Origin of the sequence: Tannerella sp., assembly GCF_052170195.1 — a bacterium.
Classification (GTDB): domain Bacteria; phylum Bacteroidota; class Bacteroidia; order Bacteroidales; family Tannerellaceae; genus Tannerella.
The window spans coordinates 1-13835 of sequence record NZ_JBQNAZ010000026.1 but is presented as its reverse complement, the minus strand read 5'-3'; the positions used below and the strand labels follow the sequence as shown (position 1 = coordinate 13835).

Annotated in this window: 14 protein-coding genes; all 14 read left to right on the top strand. The window is 38.6% G+C overall.

Annotated features, from left to right (window positions below):
* Positions 1-23: 23 nt before the first annotated feature.
* The 14 genes from ACTTKA_RS08100 (at position 24) to cas2 (ending at position 13702) form a co-directional block, all read left to right on the top strand.
* Complete coding sequence (locus ACTTKA_RS08100) at positions 24-659, top strand: epoxyqueuosine reductase QueH (RefSeq protein ID WP_442724638.1); 636 nt, start codon at positions 24-26, stop codon at positions 657-659.
* Positions 656-1699: an agmatine deiminase family protein gene (locus ACTTKA_RS08095; protein WP_442724637.1), complete on the top strand. Its 1044-nt coding sequence runs from the start codon at positions 656-658 to the stop codon at positions 1697-1699. The genes ACTTKA_RS08100 and ACTTKA_RS08095 overlap by 4 nt, the downstream gene beginning before the upstream one ends.
* Positions 1696-2574: a carbon-nitrogen hydrolase gene (locus ACTTKA_RS08090; RefSeq protein ID WP_442713608.1), complete on the top strand. Its 879-nt coding sequence runs from the start codon at positions 1696-1698 to the stop codon at positions 2572-2574. Before ACTTKA_RS08095 ends, ACTTKA_RS08090 begins: the two co-directional genes overlap by 4 nt.
* Before the next feature lie 39 nt (positions 2575-2613).
* Entirely contained in the window at positions 2614-3192 is a 579-nt protein-coding gene (locus ACTTKA_RS08085) for an RNA polymerase sigma-70 factor (RefSeq protein ID WP_442724636.1), read from the top strand.
* A gap of 220 nt (positions 3193-3412) precedes the next feature.
* Positions 3413-4213, top strand: coding sequence for a CRISPR-associated endoribonuclease Cas6 (cas6, locus tag ACTTKA_RS08080; RefSeq protein WP_442724635.1), 801 nt, complete (start codon positions 3413-3415; stop codon positions 4211-4213).
* 25 nt (positions 4214-4238) lie between these two features.
* Positions 4239-4862: a plasmid pRiA4b ORF-3 family protein gene (locus tag ACTTKA_RS08075; RefSeq protein WP_442724634.1), complete on the top strand. Its 624-nt coding sequence runs from the start codon at positions 4239-4241 to the stop codon at positions 4860-4862.
* A 352-nt stretch (positions 4863-5214) separates the two neighbouring features.
* Positions 5215-7173: a hypothetical protein gene (locus ACTTKA_RS08070; protein ID WP_442724633.1), complete on the top strand. Its 1959-nt coding sequence runs from the start codon at positions 5215-5217 to the stop codon at positions 7171-7173.
* Between the two features lie 24 nt (positions 7174-7197).
* On the top strand, positions 7198-8160 hold the full coding sequence (locus ACTTKA_RS08065) for a type I CRISPR-associated protein Cas7 (RefSeq protein ID WP_442724632.1): 963 nt from the start codon (positions 7198-7200) through the stop codon (positions 8158-8160).
* Positions 8157-8867: a CRISPR-associated protein Cas5 gene (cas5, locus tag ACTTKA_RS08060; RefSeq protein WP_442724631.1), complete on the top strand. Its 711-nt coding sequence runs from the start codon at positions 8157-8159 to the stop codon at positions 8865-8867. The genes ACTTKA_RS08065 and cas5 overlap by 4 nt, the downstream gene beginning before the upstream one ends.
* Positions 8852-11335 (top strand): CRISPR-associated helicase Cas3', encoded by a 2484-nt coding sequence (cas3, locus tag ACTTKA_RS08055; protein ID WP_442724630.1) that lies wholly within the window; start codon positions 8852-8854, stop codon positions 11333-11335. The genes cas5 and cas3 overlap by 16 nt, the downstream gene beginning before the upstream one ends.
* Positions 11336-11341: 6 nt before the next feature.
* The gene (locus ACTTKA_RS08050; RefSeq protein ID WP_442724629.1) at positions 11342-11881 is read left to right on the top strand and encodes a DUF6155 family protein; all 540 of its coding nucleotides are present in this window, start codon (positions 11342-11344) and stop codon (positions 11879-11881) included.
* A gap of 7 nt (positions 11882-11888) precedes the next feature.
* Complete coding sequence (gene cas4 / locus ACTTKA_RS08045) at positions 11889-12419, top strand: CRISPR-associated protein Cas4 (protein WP_442724628.1); 531 nt, start codon at positions 11889-11891, stop codon at positions 12417-12419.
* A 3-nt stretch (positions 12420-12422) separates the two neighbouring features.
* Positions 12423-13439: a type I-B CRISPR-associated endonuclease Cas1b gene (gene cas1b / locus ACTTKA_RS08040; RefSeq protein ID WP_442724627.1), complete on the top strand. Its 1017-nt coding sequence runs from the start codon at positions 12423-12425 to the stop codon at positions 13437-13439.
* Positions 13439-13702, top strand: a complete 264-nt coding sequence (cas2, locus tag ACTTKA_RS08035; RefSeq protein WP_060828111.1) for a CRISPR-associated endonuclease Cas2 — start codon at positions 13439-13441, stop codon at positions 13700-13702. The genes cas1b and cas2 overlap by 1 nt, the downstream gene beginning before the upstream one ends.
* Positions 13703-13835 lie beyond the last annotated feature (133 nt).

The following is a 13835-nucleotide window of genomic DNA, read 5'->3' as shown; positions in this document are numbered from 1 at the left end:
CATCCGACGTTTTGCCGACGAAAATGAAACAATCGAAATCCGCCATTCTCATTCCCGAAGGAATGGATAAGGTGCTGTTGCATGCATGTTGCGCGCCTTGTTCGGGCGCTATTGTCGAATGGATGATGGAGCAGAAGCTTCATCCGACGTTGTTTTTCTGTAATCCGAATATTTTCCCGCACGAAGAATACGTAAAACGTAAAGAAGAACTGATGCGTCATGCCGATCGGATGGGGGTACCCTTTGTCGATGTCGATGATGATCATACTGAGTGGCTCTTACGTATACGCGGGTTGGAGCACGAGCCGGAACGTGGAGCACGATGCCGGCAATGCTTTATTGTACGTCTTGAAGCAACGGCAAAGTATGCATACGAGCATGGGTTTGGTGTATTCACGACAACACTTGCGTCATCGCGCTGGAAGAATCTTGAGCAGATTACCGAAGCCGGCCGAAAGAGTGCCGCCGGATACCCCGGGCTGACATTTTGGGCACAGAACTGGCGCAAAGGCGGACTAAGCGAGCGGCGAAATGCTCTCATTAAATCATACGACTTTTATAATCAAACGTATTGTGGCTGTGAATTTAGCCTCTCCTCGGCTCGAAGAGACCAGCAAAAGCTTATGGCAAACCATTTATCATCTAATTGTAACGAATGAATCGAATTGTTTTTCCTGCCGAATGGGCGCCACAAAGCGCCGTACAACTGACTTGGCCGCATGAGCAAACCGACTGGGCGCCGATCCTTCATGAGGTGACGCCTTGTTTCGTTGCCATCGCCCATGAGATTGTGAAACGCGAGAATTTACTGATTGTCTGCCCGGACGCCACCGAAGTACGTCGTCAACTCGGCGACATCGACGAACGGCGTATCATGTTCCGTGAGATGGAAACAAACGACACCTGGGCGCGCGATCACGGGGGAATCACTGTCTTTACTGAAGGGCAGCTGATTGTCTACGACTTTGTCTTTAATGGCTGGGGTATGAAATATGCGGCGTATCATGACAATCTGATTACGCGTACGCTTGTCGCTACAGAGACATTTACCGATGAAGTTCGTGTGGTGAATATGCAACCTTTCGTGCTCGAAGGGGGAAGCCTTGAATCCGATGGCAAAGGAACACTATTGACAACATCCGAATGTCTGGAATCACTCAATCGGAATGAATACCTGAACCGCGAACAACTCGAAATCCATCTGAAGGAAATCTTTGGCCTCGACCGTATCCTCTGGCTTGAAAACGGCTATCTTGCGGGCGACGATACGGACAGTCATATTGATACGTTGGCACGTTTCTGTGATTCGGAAACAATCGCTTATGTGCAGTGCACCGATGAGACGGACGAACATTTCGTGGAACTGCAAATGATGGAGGAAGAATTGAAAGCATTCCGGACCGTCGACGGAAAGCCTTATCGCCTTCTGCCACTTCCCATGGCTGACCGGATCATTGAGAAAGGAGAACGACTGCCGGCTACGTATGCGAATTTTTTGATCATCAACGGTGCCGTACTTGTTCCTTTCTATCGAAGCGAGAAAGATGAAATCGCACGGAAAACGTTGCAAATCGCTTTTCCCGACCGTGAAATCGTAGGTATTGATTGTCGGCCGCTCATCAAACAACACGGGTCGCTGCACTGCGTAACGATGCAGTACCCTCTGTCGGTAATCAACAACCCCATAAAAAAGCAATGAAAATCGGAATCATACAACAGCAAAATACTGCCTGTACGGAAACAAATATCGCGAACCTGTCACGAAAAATACGCGAATGCGCTCAGCAGGATGCGGAACTGATCGTGTTGCAGGAGTTGCATAACAGCCTTTATTTTTGTCAGACGGAAAATACAGACGTCTTTGATCTGGCCGAAACGATACCTGGTCCTTCGACCGAACACTTCGGGGCGTTAGCTCGTGAATTGCACGTTGTACTCGTACTCTCACTCTTCGAGAAACGGACGGCCGGTCTGTATCACAATACGGCTGTCGTTATTGAAAAAGACGGAACGATTGCCGGCAAGTATCGAAAGATGCACATTCCCGATGATCCGGCTTATTACGAAAAGTTCTATTTTACTCCGGGAGATATGGGATTTGTTCCTGTTCGTACTTCCGTCGGACGGCTTGGTGTGCTTGTCTGCTGGGATCAGTGGTATCCTGAGGCAGCACGTCTGATGGCGCTTCAAGGAGCCGAGTTGTTGATTTATCCGACGGCTATCGGCTGGGAAAGTAGCGATACGACCGACGAACAGCAGCGACAGCTCGATGCATGGCGCACCGTGCAGCGAGGCCATGCCGTCGCAAACGGGTTACCCGTTATCGCCGTCAATCGTACGGGGCACGAGGAGGATCCTTCGAAACAAACCAACGGCATTCGTTTCTGGGGAAACAGCTTTGTCTGTGGGCCACAAGGCGAGCTGCTCCATGAGCTTCCCAACGACAGCGAAGCGACTTGTGTGGTTGAGGTAGACTTGAAGCGCAGTGAACAGGTTCGTCGCTGGTGGCCGTTCCTGCGCGACCGTCGGATCGAAGAATTTGGTCTGCTCACACGCCGCTATATTGACAACTGACAAACAAACTCCCTAAATGCCACCATGAAACAGGCACGCATGATAGACGAGGAAGTGATTCGCCGTATCAATGGTGGAGATACGAATGCCTTCGGCGAATTGTATAAAGCCTATTATGTCTATCTGTGTACTGTGGCGACAAAATACGTTTTTGATCCGGAGGTCGCACAGGAAATCGTTAATGATGTGTTTCTGAATGTTTGGCATCACCGACTCACTCTTTCTATTCCCGTGACGGCCTACCTCATTCGTGCCGTACAAAATAGAAGCCTGAATCATCTTCAGCGGAAACGAACAAGAGAACTTCCGCTTTCCGACGTGCAGGAGCAGCTGCTGACGATCTCTGAGCAAGCCGTTACTGCCGAAGAACACCCTCTGGCATATTTGGAAAACCTTGAATTCGAAAAATATATAGCGGATGCTGTAGAGACACTTCCTGACAGATGCAGAACGATCTTTAAACAGTATCTCTATCAAAATCGAACGTATGACGAAATAGCTCATCTCAATGGTATTACATCGAGCACGGTTAGAGGACAAATCAGAATCGCATTATCGAAAGTCGGTGAGTCACTCCGGAAATACTATATTACTCTACTTTGGGGGTATATATTATGATGCTTATAGAACTGTTTGTTTGAAAGACAATGTGTAAATATCAGTAAAAAGAGTTTGGTAAAGTGAATATCTGATTTTTTTACGATCTAAAGCTGTTTTTCGGATTCGATATACTTGTTTGAAATAAGAGAATTTACTTCCGATAAAAAACTGTGCGATTTTCTTGGATATGTAAAAAAACGTTTTCATCTTTGCGGAAGCTAAAACGAATTTAAATACCATGAGATTTAAATTATCACTTACAGTCGACCGTCGTGCATTCGGCGATTTGTTACCAATTAATTATCAGTACGAGCAGTCGGCTGTGATTTATCGTATCCTCTCTCGTTCCAGTGAGCAATATGCCGATTGGCTGCATGATAACGGTTTCCGACTCGAGTCCGGACGACCGTTCAAACTTTTTACCTTCTCGCGCCTGAAAATCGAAAATCGACAAATTCTACCGCGCAATGAACGGATACGTATCTTGTCCGACTCGGTCGAGTGGCAAATTTCTTTCCTGCCCGAGAAAAGTACGGAAAAATTTGTTCAGGGACTCTTCGCAAATCAGGTGTTTGAAATCGGAGACCGCCAATCGACCGTTCGTTTCATCGTGAAAAATATAGAAGTCTTGCCTTCTCCTGCTTTTAATCAAGAGATGGAATTTACAACCATGTCGCCGATCTGTCTGAGGATGAGGCGTGAAGATAGAGGCATCGACTATCTTTCACCTGTCTCTCCTCACGCAAGTAATGCGATACTAACCGGTTTGTCGAGGCGATATGAAGCATTTTACGGAATACCTTATGCCGGAGAGAATACCTTTGACTTTACAGTGCTTAACGAACCCAAGTCTGTGTTAGTGAAAATCAAATCCGATACTCCGGCACAAACAAAAGTGCGCGGTTACATGTGCCGGTTCAGGATGAAAGCCCCACTTGAATTAATGAAAATCATGTACGAAAGTGGCATTGGAGAAGAGTGCAGTCAAGGTTTCGGTTGTGTGAAAGAGACAGATGTAAAACTAAGAACGGATCAATAAAATAGAAATTTAACATAGGAGTATCATGGCATTTATATTTAAAATCAAAATCGACGGCAGTTCAAAACCTCCGATATGGAGAAAAGTGAAGGTAAACGAATCGATAACATTCGGCGACTTTCATCTAGTTATTCAAATCCTTTTCGGATGGACCGATTCGCATCTGTTTGAATTTACGCCCAAAGGGTGGGGGAGCTGTCCGAGAATAACCCTTAGCTTCGACGAAGAATATGAGCCGGATGAAAGTTTTTCGGAGCGGGACACATTCCCTTATGGTGAACTTTACCGTGCCGACGAAATCCGACTAAGCGACTATTTTAAGGAGGTCAAGCAAAAGATCGTCTATATCTACGATTTTGGTGACGATTGGCAGCATATTGTTGAATTGGTGGATATTGCCGACGATGCGGTTCTTCTTCCGGTTTGTCTTGCAGGGAAAGGATCCAATCTGGAAGAGGATTGTGGGGGCATTGGCGGCTTTTACAATATGGTCGAAGCCGTAAACAACCCCAAACATCCTGAACATAACGAATACCGCCAATGGCTCGGTATGAAGCGGGGGGAAAAATGGGACATAAACTTCTTCGACCTCGAAGAAACAAATGAGGTGTTAAGGGAGATATGGAAGTTGAAAGAGAGAGAGAAGTGAAATAATTTTTGAGTAGATAGAAGTTGTCGAAAAGAAGAGGCTGTTCTGATCCGAAAATCTCCAAATATAGTCTTAGGAATTTTAGTTTCTTGAAAGAAAATGATTCTTAGGGGGTAGACGACAGAAAAAGATACAGAAAAGAGTTCAGCTAATTGAGTAGCGGAATGAAATACTCCCCGCCTAATTGAAGCGGGGAGTAATAATTTCCAAAATGGTGCGATTAAAAGTGACATATAAAACTCACTATTTTTCAATTCCGTAATTTTGGAAAACAAAAGTAGTAAAAATAAACTTACTATAGGATTAAATTAATTTGCTACTTTTGTGAAATGATAAACAAAAAATAAAGAATATGAGCCTCGATACCGTTTTAAAAATAGGAGAAGCACTTAGGCTGTCAGACGATAGCTTAAAGTATTTTAAATATATAGAACCTTGCCCTACTGATAATAAAGGGAATTATCCTTTATGTATCACTATTCCTGTGAAGGAAGACTTTAGTTTTGATTGGAATGGCATAAAAATTACACCCGAAAATGAACGAGATAAATTGTATTATCTGAAATTTAAGACTTCGGATAGCGATAATAACCCTATTAAATATTTATTTGGAGATATTTACTTTGGATTATCAAAAGGAGAAGATCGAGGCGGTTGGTATAAAATATCAAGAAAGAAAAACAAAAAAGGAGAAGTTACTAATCATTCATTTTATGAAGGGAAAAAGTTTATTAAAGAACTAAAAGAGTCAGAGATATTAAATGATTTCAGAAAAAATTTTGAAGAGTCAATAGCTTTATTTGATAATATATTAAAATACCATATTGGGCTAAAATTATTGATTAATTCCAATGGTAATGTTTTCAATTTTTTGCAAGATGAAAGCAAAATGCTGCAATTTTCCGCTCAACAAATTTTCATTGACATTCTGGCTAAAAAATCCTACAAAAAAGATTTACAGAAATTATTTAAAAGAGACATTGAAAAATGGGAGGATATTAATAAAGATGAATATGCCACATTAATGAAATCATATTCAGGTAATATTTTTTTACATTTTGAATTTCCGAGGAAAACAAGTTGGTTGGATTATAATTTAATAATTGAAAGTATTTTATCATTGATATATGGCAAATTTGTTAGCATAACCACGGAAAGTATTGAGAATCAGTATGTGTTTAATTCATACCTATACAAAAATATTTGTTCTGGCACTGATGATAATGATATTCAATTTCCAATGTTTAAAAATTTATACAAACATAAATCCAAGTCTTTTACGCATGATGATGTCCAAAATCTTTTCTATGCCCTATCATATACTAATAAAGGCAAAATGATTCAGGGTACAGATATAAAGTTGATAGTGCTGCCTCGTGGAGAAAATCTTACTGCAAAAGATTATGAGGATTTTCAGGAAAAGCAAAACGAAGTGCAAATAGTGGCAAATAACGCCAGTTTTAATAGCTCTTTATTCGATTTTGCAGAAATCGAAAAGGCTGAAATAACGGCATTTGACCTAATTTTTACTAAGAAGGGCGGAACTACTTCACCTGATAAAGATTTGGTAGAAATCTCAGGTGTTGAAAAAAGCAAATTAAGGCAAATCAAAGAGCGGATTGAAGATATCGCAAAAGATGTATATAAAAAAAGAAAAGAATTTATCAATACTGAAAAAGATTTAATTCCGCTATCACCAGAGAATTCTTTTAAAAATATACTTGGTAATCCTTTAACTGATAAAAGTGGAAAAGTGAAATTTGACGTGAATCCTAAATATCAGTCGCATTTACTGAAAGTATTACCTCTGATATATTCAGATTCATATTTTAAAGACGATATGCTTTTGGATAGTTTTATTCAAAATGTAGAATATTCAATACGTTCGGGAGATAGCAAATACAATTTTCTTAAATTCGATCTAATATTCTTATTAAAAATACAAAACAATATAAACGATAAATATATGGAAATTATTCAATCAGAAAGTTATGAAATTGGATTAATGTTAGGGGCATTAGCCAAAAACTTAAGCCTTGAAATTAATTCTTTTGAAAAGAATTATGTAGGAAATTTGACCAGACGTATCGGAACTCTTTCCGATTTCATCAAGTTGAAAACGGATATTGAGCAAAAATTGATTATGCACGACAAATCTAAATTCACATTCCAAACGTCTTATGATTTAGCACAAAAAGTAAAAAATTTCAAATCTCAATACGATAGAGAAGAATGCGCTTTTGGTTTTATGGAAAGTTATTTTAAACCGTTGCCTAAAAGTGATAAAAAAGAAGTATTACAAAACCTATAAATAAACAATTAAAATAATTCTATCATGTCAGAAGAAGTAAGAAAATCAGAAATTTTATTTTTATACGAATCTTCGTATAATATCCCCAATGGTGACCCTTTTACAGGCGAACAACGCTACGATGAAGAAACAAAGAAAATACTTGTTAGTGATGTGCGTATGAAACGCTATGTGAGGACTTATTTGGAAGATATTAAAAAAGTTCCTATTTATGTTAGCGAAAAAACAGGAGCAGGAAAAACTGACTCAAAAGGAGTTTTAACTTGGATTGCACAAAATAGAAATCCAGAAGCTAAAACAAATTTTGGAGAACTTTTAAAAGAACAAACAGATGTACGCTTATTTGGAGGAATTTCCACGTTAGATGACAAAGTAAAACTTAAAATTAAGGGAGAGGATGGAAAAGAAAAAGAGGTCGAATTTACAAACGGACATGTGCAATTTACCGGACCTGTACAATTTGCACTTTTGAATCCTTCGCTGAATGAAGTAAATTTGAGAATGCACCAAAACACAACTCATTTTACCTCTAAAGCCGAAAACACACAAGGCTCTATTGGAACCACAACGTTGGTTCCTTACTCCCTAATCCAAATTCACGGTTGGGTTAATCCCAAAGTAGCAGAAACTACAGGAATGACCTCAGACGATTTAAAACTCATGTATGAAGGTCTTTGGTATGGCACGAGCGGAGATGGAAGTTCTCATTCTCGAAGCAAAGTTGGACAAAACTCTGTTCTTTTGCTTGAAATTGTTTACGACAAACCCAACCAAAAAATATATGGAGTTGATCGTTTGATAACTCTAATACCAAAAGATGGGAAAAAAGGCGAACAGCTCCGAAGTATGGACGATTACGATTTGAATTTTGACAAATTGATTGAAATTGCAAAATCAGACAAGGTCTTGAAAATTAAGTATTATACTGAATTGCAGTCAATAAAAGATAAACTCAAAGATGGGAAATTTGAAATAATGACACTATGAAAGGTTTTCAATTAGAGATAACAGGAAATTGGGGACATTTCAAAAGACCGGAAACAAACAACAATCCGCTTTCGCATGATTTGATAACCAAGACAGCTTTGATTGGGATGATTGGGGCTGTTTTGGGAATTGAGCGCACGGATATGAAAAGTTTGTTTCCGCAACTTTCCGAAGATTTACTTTATGGCGTTCAACTATTAACTCCTGTTCGGAAGATTTCATGGGGATTTACAAGCAAAACAGCAATAAATCCAACCGGAGCGGGTTCTCCTAAATACTTTGAATTTTTGAAAGACCCTTCATTTCTTGTTTCAATTGCTTTACTAAATGAACGTTCGGAAAATATTTTTGATGAGTTCCTAACAGCAATAAAAAATGAAAAGGCTGTTTATCCACCAATTTTAGGATGGCATAATTGTCCTGCAAATCTGAAATTAAAGTCCATTGGTAAATTTTCTGATGAGAAAAAAGGAGAGTTTGAAACTTTTGGTTTTGTGGTTGCCAATAAACACATCCCGAAAGATATTTCAGGCTTGTTCAGAATAGGATTTGATAAATTACCAACCTATCAAAGTGACGATTTTTGGAATTTGCCTGATAAATATTTTAATGTTATTTATCCTGATTATCCTCATTCAATGAAAGTTGAAGGTGTTTTCTATGAATATAATACCGAAGAAATAATGGAAAAATGGTGCTTGATATAAATGAAATAAAGTCTCATCCCAATAAAAAGCTATTAAGGCACATTGAAGGTGTTAGAAAAAATGTAAAACTGCTTACTCATTCTAAATTAGCGGATTTAGTCGCAATTTTTCATGATTTAGGCAAGATAAATCCGAACTTTCAAGCTAAGCTAAATCCTAAGATGAGCATGGGTAGCGGTTATGCGAACCATGCTTACTTATCGGCGTATGTCTTTTTTTGTATTTTTGGATGCTCGTCAGAGAATCAAAAAAAATTGAAACATTTTTTGAAATGGGACAGAGAACTTAATAAGAATGACATTATCGCCATTGCGGTTTTGATTGCAAAGCACCACGGAAACCTGCCGGATTTTGAGCCAAAAGATTACAGTGGTACAGGAGCTATAATTTTATCAAAAGATGAAAATAATGAACTTTTCAGTTTCCTCAATACAATTGAACTTCCTGTTAGCGAGTATGCAAGATCTTTTATGGAAGTGGATGATTTTACACAATTTATTAAGAATCCTAAAGTTCAAGAAACATATTTAAAAACAACTGTTTTCAAAGAAGTTGAAAACAGATTTCCATTGGATTTCTTTCTGGATTTTCAATTCGCTTTTTCCACTGTTATTCAAGCAGACAAAGCAGATGCTGCTAATTTTGATAATTTTATTGAGAGACAGCAGAATGAACTACATTCATTTTGTGCACATTTTAAAGTTCAACTTGAAAATTATTTATCGAGGTTAAAGCAAGACTCAGAACTCAATAAACTTCGGACGAGAATCAGAGAAGAAGCTGTCAGCAATCTCATTAATCAAATATCTGTAAAGAGAGTGTTTGAATTGACTGCGCCAACTGGATCCGGAAAAACACTGATGTTATTGTCTTTGGCATCTGAAATAATCAATAGAATCGGTGCAAAACGAATCATTTACGGATTACCTTTTTTATCCATTACAGAACAGGTTGAAGCGGAAGTATTAAAGATTTTCAAAGGACAAGAAAATTATATTCAAAGAATAGATTCAAAATCTGAAAATAGTCGATTTGAATCATTACAGCAAAAATTGGATGACAACCCAAAACCTGAAATTATTGAAGAATTAAATTTGCTTGAATTTCAGGAAAATATATTTGGTTATCCATTTGTGATTACAACTTTTGTCCGTTTTTTTGAAACTCTATTGAGCAACCGTAATTCTGAACTGCTTAAATTACCAAACTTCTCTAATAGTATATTTTTACTTGACGAAATCCAATCTCTTCCTCCCAGACTATATGGATTTTTTGTCGCTTATTTAACGAAATTCTGTGAAAAATTCAATAGTTATGCCATCATTTCGACAGCTACACAACCGAATTTTTCATTACCCGATGGAAATGATGACGCTAAAAAATTCTTTTCCGATTACGAAAACCCTATTCCATTACTGCCTTTATCCTATTTTGAAAATGAATTATTCAATCGTTATTGTATTGATATTGAAAAAGAGGAAATAAGTTTGTGTGGTCTGAAAGAGAGAATTTTATCAAAAAATAGTTCCGCTCTTGTAATTCTTAATACAATTGATGATACAAAAGAATTATACAAATTATTGCAAGATGATTTAGATAATAGCGAATTACTTTTGCTAAATACACATTTCACTCCCCGACATCGAAAACTAAAAATTTATTTAGCTAAAAGGCGGTTAAGAGACAAAAAACGAATTATTGTTATTTCCACACAACTTATCGAGGCGGGTGTGGACGTTGATTTTCCGGCGTTGTTTCGCGATTTTGCAACAGTATCAAGTATTGTTCAGTCTGCAGGACGATGCAATCGTAATGGAAGGCTTGAAGCAAAAGGTAAAGTGTATTTATTCACTCTTATAAATCGGAATAAAATTAGATCAGAACTTATTTATCGAGGTTTTGACAAAGATTTGTTATGCTTTACAAAAGAGTCTTTTGAAAGAGTACCCATAAATAATTATCAAGAAAAGGAACTATTACCAATTCAGCAAGAGTTCTTTAACAGAATACAGTCTGAATGGCATTTTGCCAAGCATTGGAAGAAAAATAATCAAGATCCAAGAAAACCGGACTTTGATTTTTTAAAAGATATTCGCCAATGCATGTTCGAAAAAATAGGCAAATTCCAATTGATTGACAAACTGGATTTTGGAGAAGAGTTTCAGTTTTATGTGCCTAAAAGAGCAAATGACGAAAATTTTGAGATTTTATTGAATAAGCAAGAAGAACTATTAGGTTTATACAAAGCAAAATCTGATTTTTCAATTATAAAAAGGAAGAAAAAAGAAATTGAAATTCACTTAAAAAGAATGTCAAATCAAATTGTACAAATCAGATTAAAAGATAGTTCCCAACGTGAATATTTAAGAGGAAGTGATGATAATTACTTTTCTCTGTATAAAATAAATTTCAATAATTATAGCTTTGAAAAAGGCATTGATTTAAAAGAAAATGAATGTTTAATTTAAAAATCTATGTCCACCAACAGATTAAAAAAACACCTTCAATCTCTCACGAAAGAACAAATCGTCGAGGTGATGTTAGATGCTTACGATAACAGTAAAGCCGTCCAAGAGTATTTTGATTTTTATCTTCAACCGAATGAGAAAGAAAAAATAAAGAAGTACAAAGCCATTATTGAAAAAGAATTTGATATAAAAAATCCGATGAGAGCCGGATTGAAGTATTCTGTTGCCAAGAGGGCGATATCCGATTTTGCTTCGTTGAAACCCTCGCCTGATGCTTTGGCCGATTTAATGCTCTCCTTACCGGAGGCAGCTTGTCGCTTTACTCGTGAGTTTGGCGATATGGACGAACCTTTTTACAATGGTGCCGCAAATAATTTCAAGCGAGCCTTGGACTTTATGGCGAAGCATGGTTTGTTGGAAAACTTCAAACTTCGCTGCACAGATTGCGTGAAGTATGCATCTTCTTGCGGATACGGTTTCGCCGATGAAATGGCGGAACTCTTTTTGATTTATTACGGAGAGTCGGCGCAGTACGGAAACTCATAAATATTCAATGAATCTCACTGCAACACATATCAACTATCTTGAAGTTTGCAAGCGTAAACTTTGGCTTTTTTCCAACGGCATCAATATGGAACATACTTCCGACGCGGTGTACGATGGGAAGTTATTGCATGAGACCTCCTATCCGCAGCGTGCCGAACGATACGAAGAGATGCTCATTTCTGCCGAGTACGAAGGTATTACGTTAATCGGACAAATCGATTATTTCGATGTGCGGAATAAGGTTATTCACGAAATCAAGCGTAGCGATAAGGTGGAAGCGGCCCATGTGCGGCAAGTAAAATTCTACCTCAGGCTTTTGGAGCTTAATGGGGTCGATGGAGCGACGGGGATTTTGGAATATCCCAAACTGCGTAAAACGGACGAAGTCCTATTCTCGGACGAAGATCGGCAGGGATTGCAGAAATCGGTTTCTAAAATTCAATCACTCATTGAAAGCGAATCTTGTCCGCCGACGATCAATGCCAAAATTTGCAGGAACTGCAGCTATTTTGATTTTTGTTACTCAAGAGAAGAATAAATCATGAAAAAGACCTATTATCTTTTCAATCCCGGTCGTTTGTTCCGCAAGGATAACACCTTGAAATTCGTGCCGATGGAAGAAGACGGAAACGGTATCGAACACGAAGGACAACCGAGGTATATTCCGGTCGAAACGGTTGATCAATTCTATGTTTTCGGTTCGCTCGATGCCAATAGCGCTTTGTATAATTTCCTCGGACAAAATGATATTGCCTTGCACTTCTTCGATTATTACGAAAATTATACCGGATCATTTATGCCGCGGGATACATTACTTTCGGGGCGGATGATTTTGGCGCAGACCAAAGCTTTTCAGGATAAAAAACGGCGCATGGCAATCGCCCGGCAGTTTATTCACGGAGCGGCCTATAACATGCAGAAAAACCTGCAGTATTACAACCGGCGGGGAAAAGATATGGAAGTTTTATTAGAACAGATAAAAATCTATGCCGATGGTATTGAGCAAGCATCCGCCCCCGACGAGCTGATGGGCATCGAGGGAAACATTCGTCAGGTTTATTACGATGCGTTTGATCTTATACTCAACGATTTTGAGATGGGAGGTCGTACTAAACAACCACCCCGGAACGAAGTGAATGCCTTGATCTCATTCGGAAATATGATGTGCTATTCACAGTGCCTACGTGCCATTCATCAAACGCAACTCAATCCCACGGTCAGCTATCTGCACACACCCGGCGAGCGGCGCTATTCTCTGGCATTGGATATCTCCGAAATCTTTAAACCGATTCTTGTCGACAGGGTTATTTTCAAACTTCTTAATAAGAAAGAGATACAGGAACGTCATTTCGATAAACGATTAAACAGCTGCCTGTTGAATCCTTCGGGGAAGAAGATTTTTGTAAAAGCGATGGAGGAACGTTTTAATGAGACGATTAAGCATCGGTCGCTTAATCGCAGTGTAAGTTACAAACATCTGATTAAGCTCGAATGCTATAAGTTAGCAAAACATCTGCTTGGGATGGAAGACTATAAACCGTTTAAAATGTATTGGTAATGTATGTGATTCTGGTCTATGACTGCGGCGAGAAACGGGTTGGGAAAATGCTCAAGCTCTGTCGGAAATATCTGAATTGGATACAAAATTCGGTTTTTGAAGGCGAAATTACAGAAGTTAAATTAAAAGAGTTAACTTTGAAGGCTGAGAAAATAATGAACAGCGATGAAGACTCTCTGATTGTTTTTTCAAGTCGACAAGAAAAATGGTTGGATAAGCAAATCTTTGGTAAAGAGCGGAGTAGTGTCGATAACTTCTTGTAACCGGTTGTCGGTGGACGTATATTCCCGAAAAAAGAATCGGGCTATCGCTGTTATGCGTTCTTTGACATAGTGAAAATCAGAATTATTGCTGTCCGGTAAAACTTTTAGGACTGTAAAAAATTAGGGCCGACAC

Coding starts and splice junctions, on each gene's coding strand:
- ACTTKA_RS08100 (WP_442724638.1), top strand. CDS start 24: ATGAAACAATCGAAATCCGCCATTCTCATTCCCGAAGGAATGGATAAG.
- ACTTKA_RS08065 (WP_442724632.1), top strand. CDS start 7,198: ATGTCAGAAGAAGTAAGAAAATCAGAAATTTTATTTTTATACGAATCT.
- cas3 (WP_442724630.1), top strand. CDS start 8,852: ATGGTGCTTGATATAAATGAAATAAAGTCTCATCCCAATAAAAAGCTA.
- cas5 (WP_442724631.1), top strand. CDS start 8,157: ATGAAAGGTTTTCAATTAGAGATAACAGGAAATTGGGGACATTTCAAA.
- cas1b (WP_442724627.1), top strand. CDS start 12,423: ATGAAAAAGACCTATTATCTTTTCAATCCCGGTCGTTTGTTCCGCAAG.
- ACTTKA_RS08085 (WP_442724636.1), top strand. CDS start 2,614: ATGATAGACGAGGAAGTGATTCGCCGTATCAATGGTGGAGATACGAAT.
- ACTTKA_RS08070 (WP_442724633.1), top strand. CDS start 5,215: ATGAGCCTCGATACCGTTTTAAAAATAGGAGAAGCACTTAGGCTGTCA.
- ACTTKA_RS08095 (WP_442724637.1), top strand. CDS start 656: ATGAATCGAATTGTTTTTCCTGCCGAATGGGCGCCACAAAGCGCCGTA.
- cas4 (WP_442724628.1), top strand. CDS start 11,889: ATGAATCTCACTGCAACACATATCAACTATCTTGAAGTTTGCAAGCGT.
- ACTTKA_RS08090 (WP_442713608.1), top strand. CDS start 1,696: ATGAAAATCGGAATCATACAACAGCAAAATACTGCCTGTACGGAAACA.
- ACTTKA_RS08050 (WP_442724629.1), top strand. CDS start 11,342: ATGTCCACCAACAGATTAAAAAAACACCTTCAATCTCTCACGAAAGAA.
- cas6 (WP_442724635.1), top strand. CDS start 3,413: ATGAGATTTAAATTATCACTTACAGTCGACCGTCGTGCATTCGGCGAT.
- ACTTKA_RS08075 (WP_442724634.1), top strand. CDS start 4,239: ATGGCATTTATATTTAAAATCAAAATCGACGGCAGTTCAAAACCTCCG.
- cas2 (WP_060828111.1), top strand. CDS start 13,439: ATGTATGTGATTCTGGTCTATGACTGCGGCGAGAAACGGGTTGGGAAA.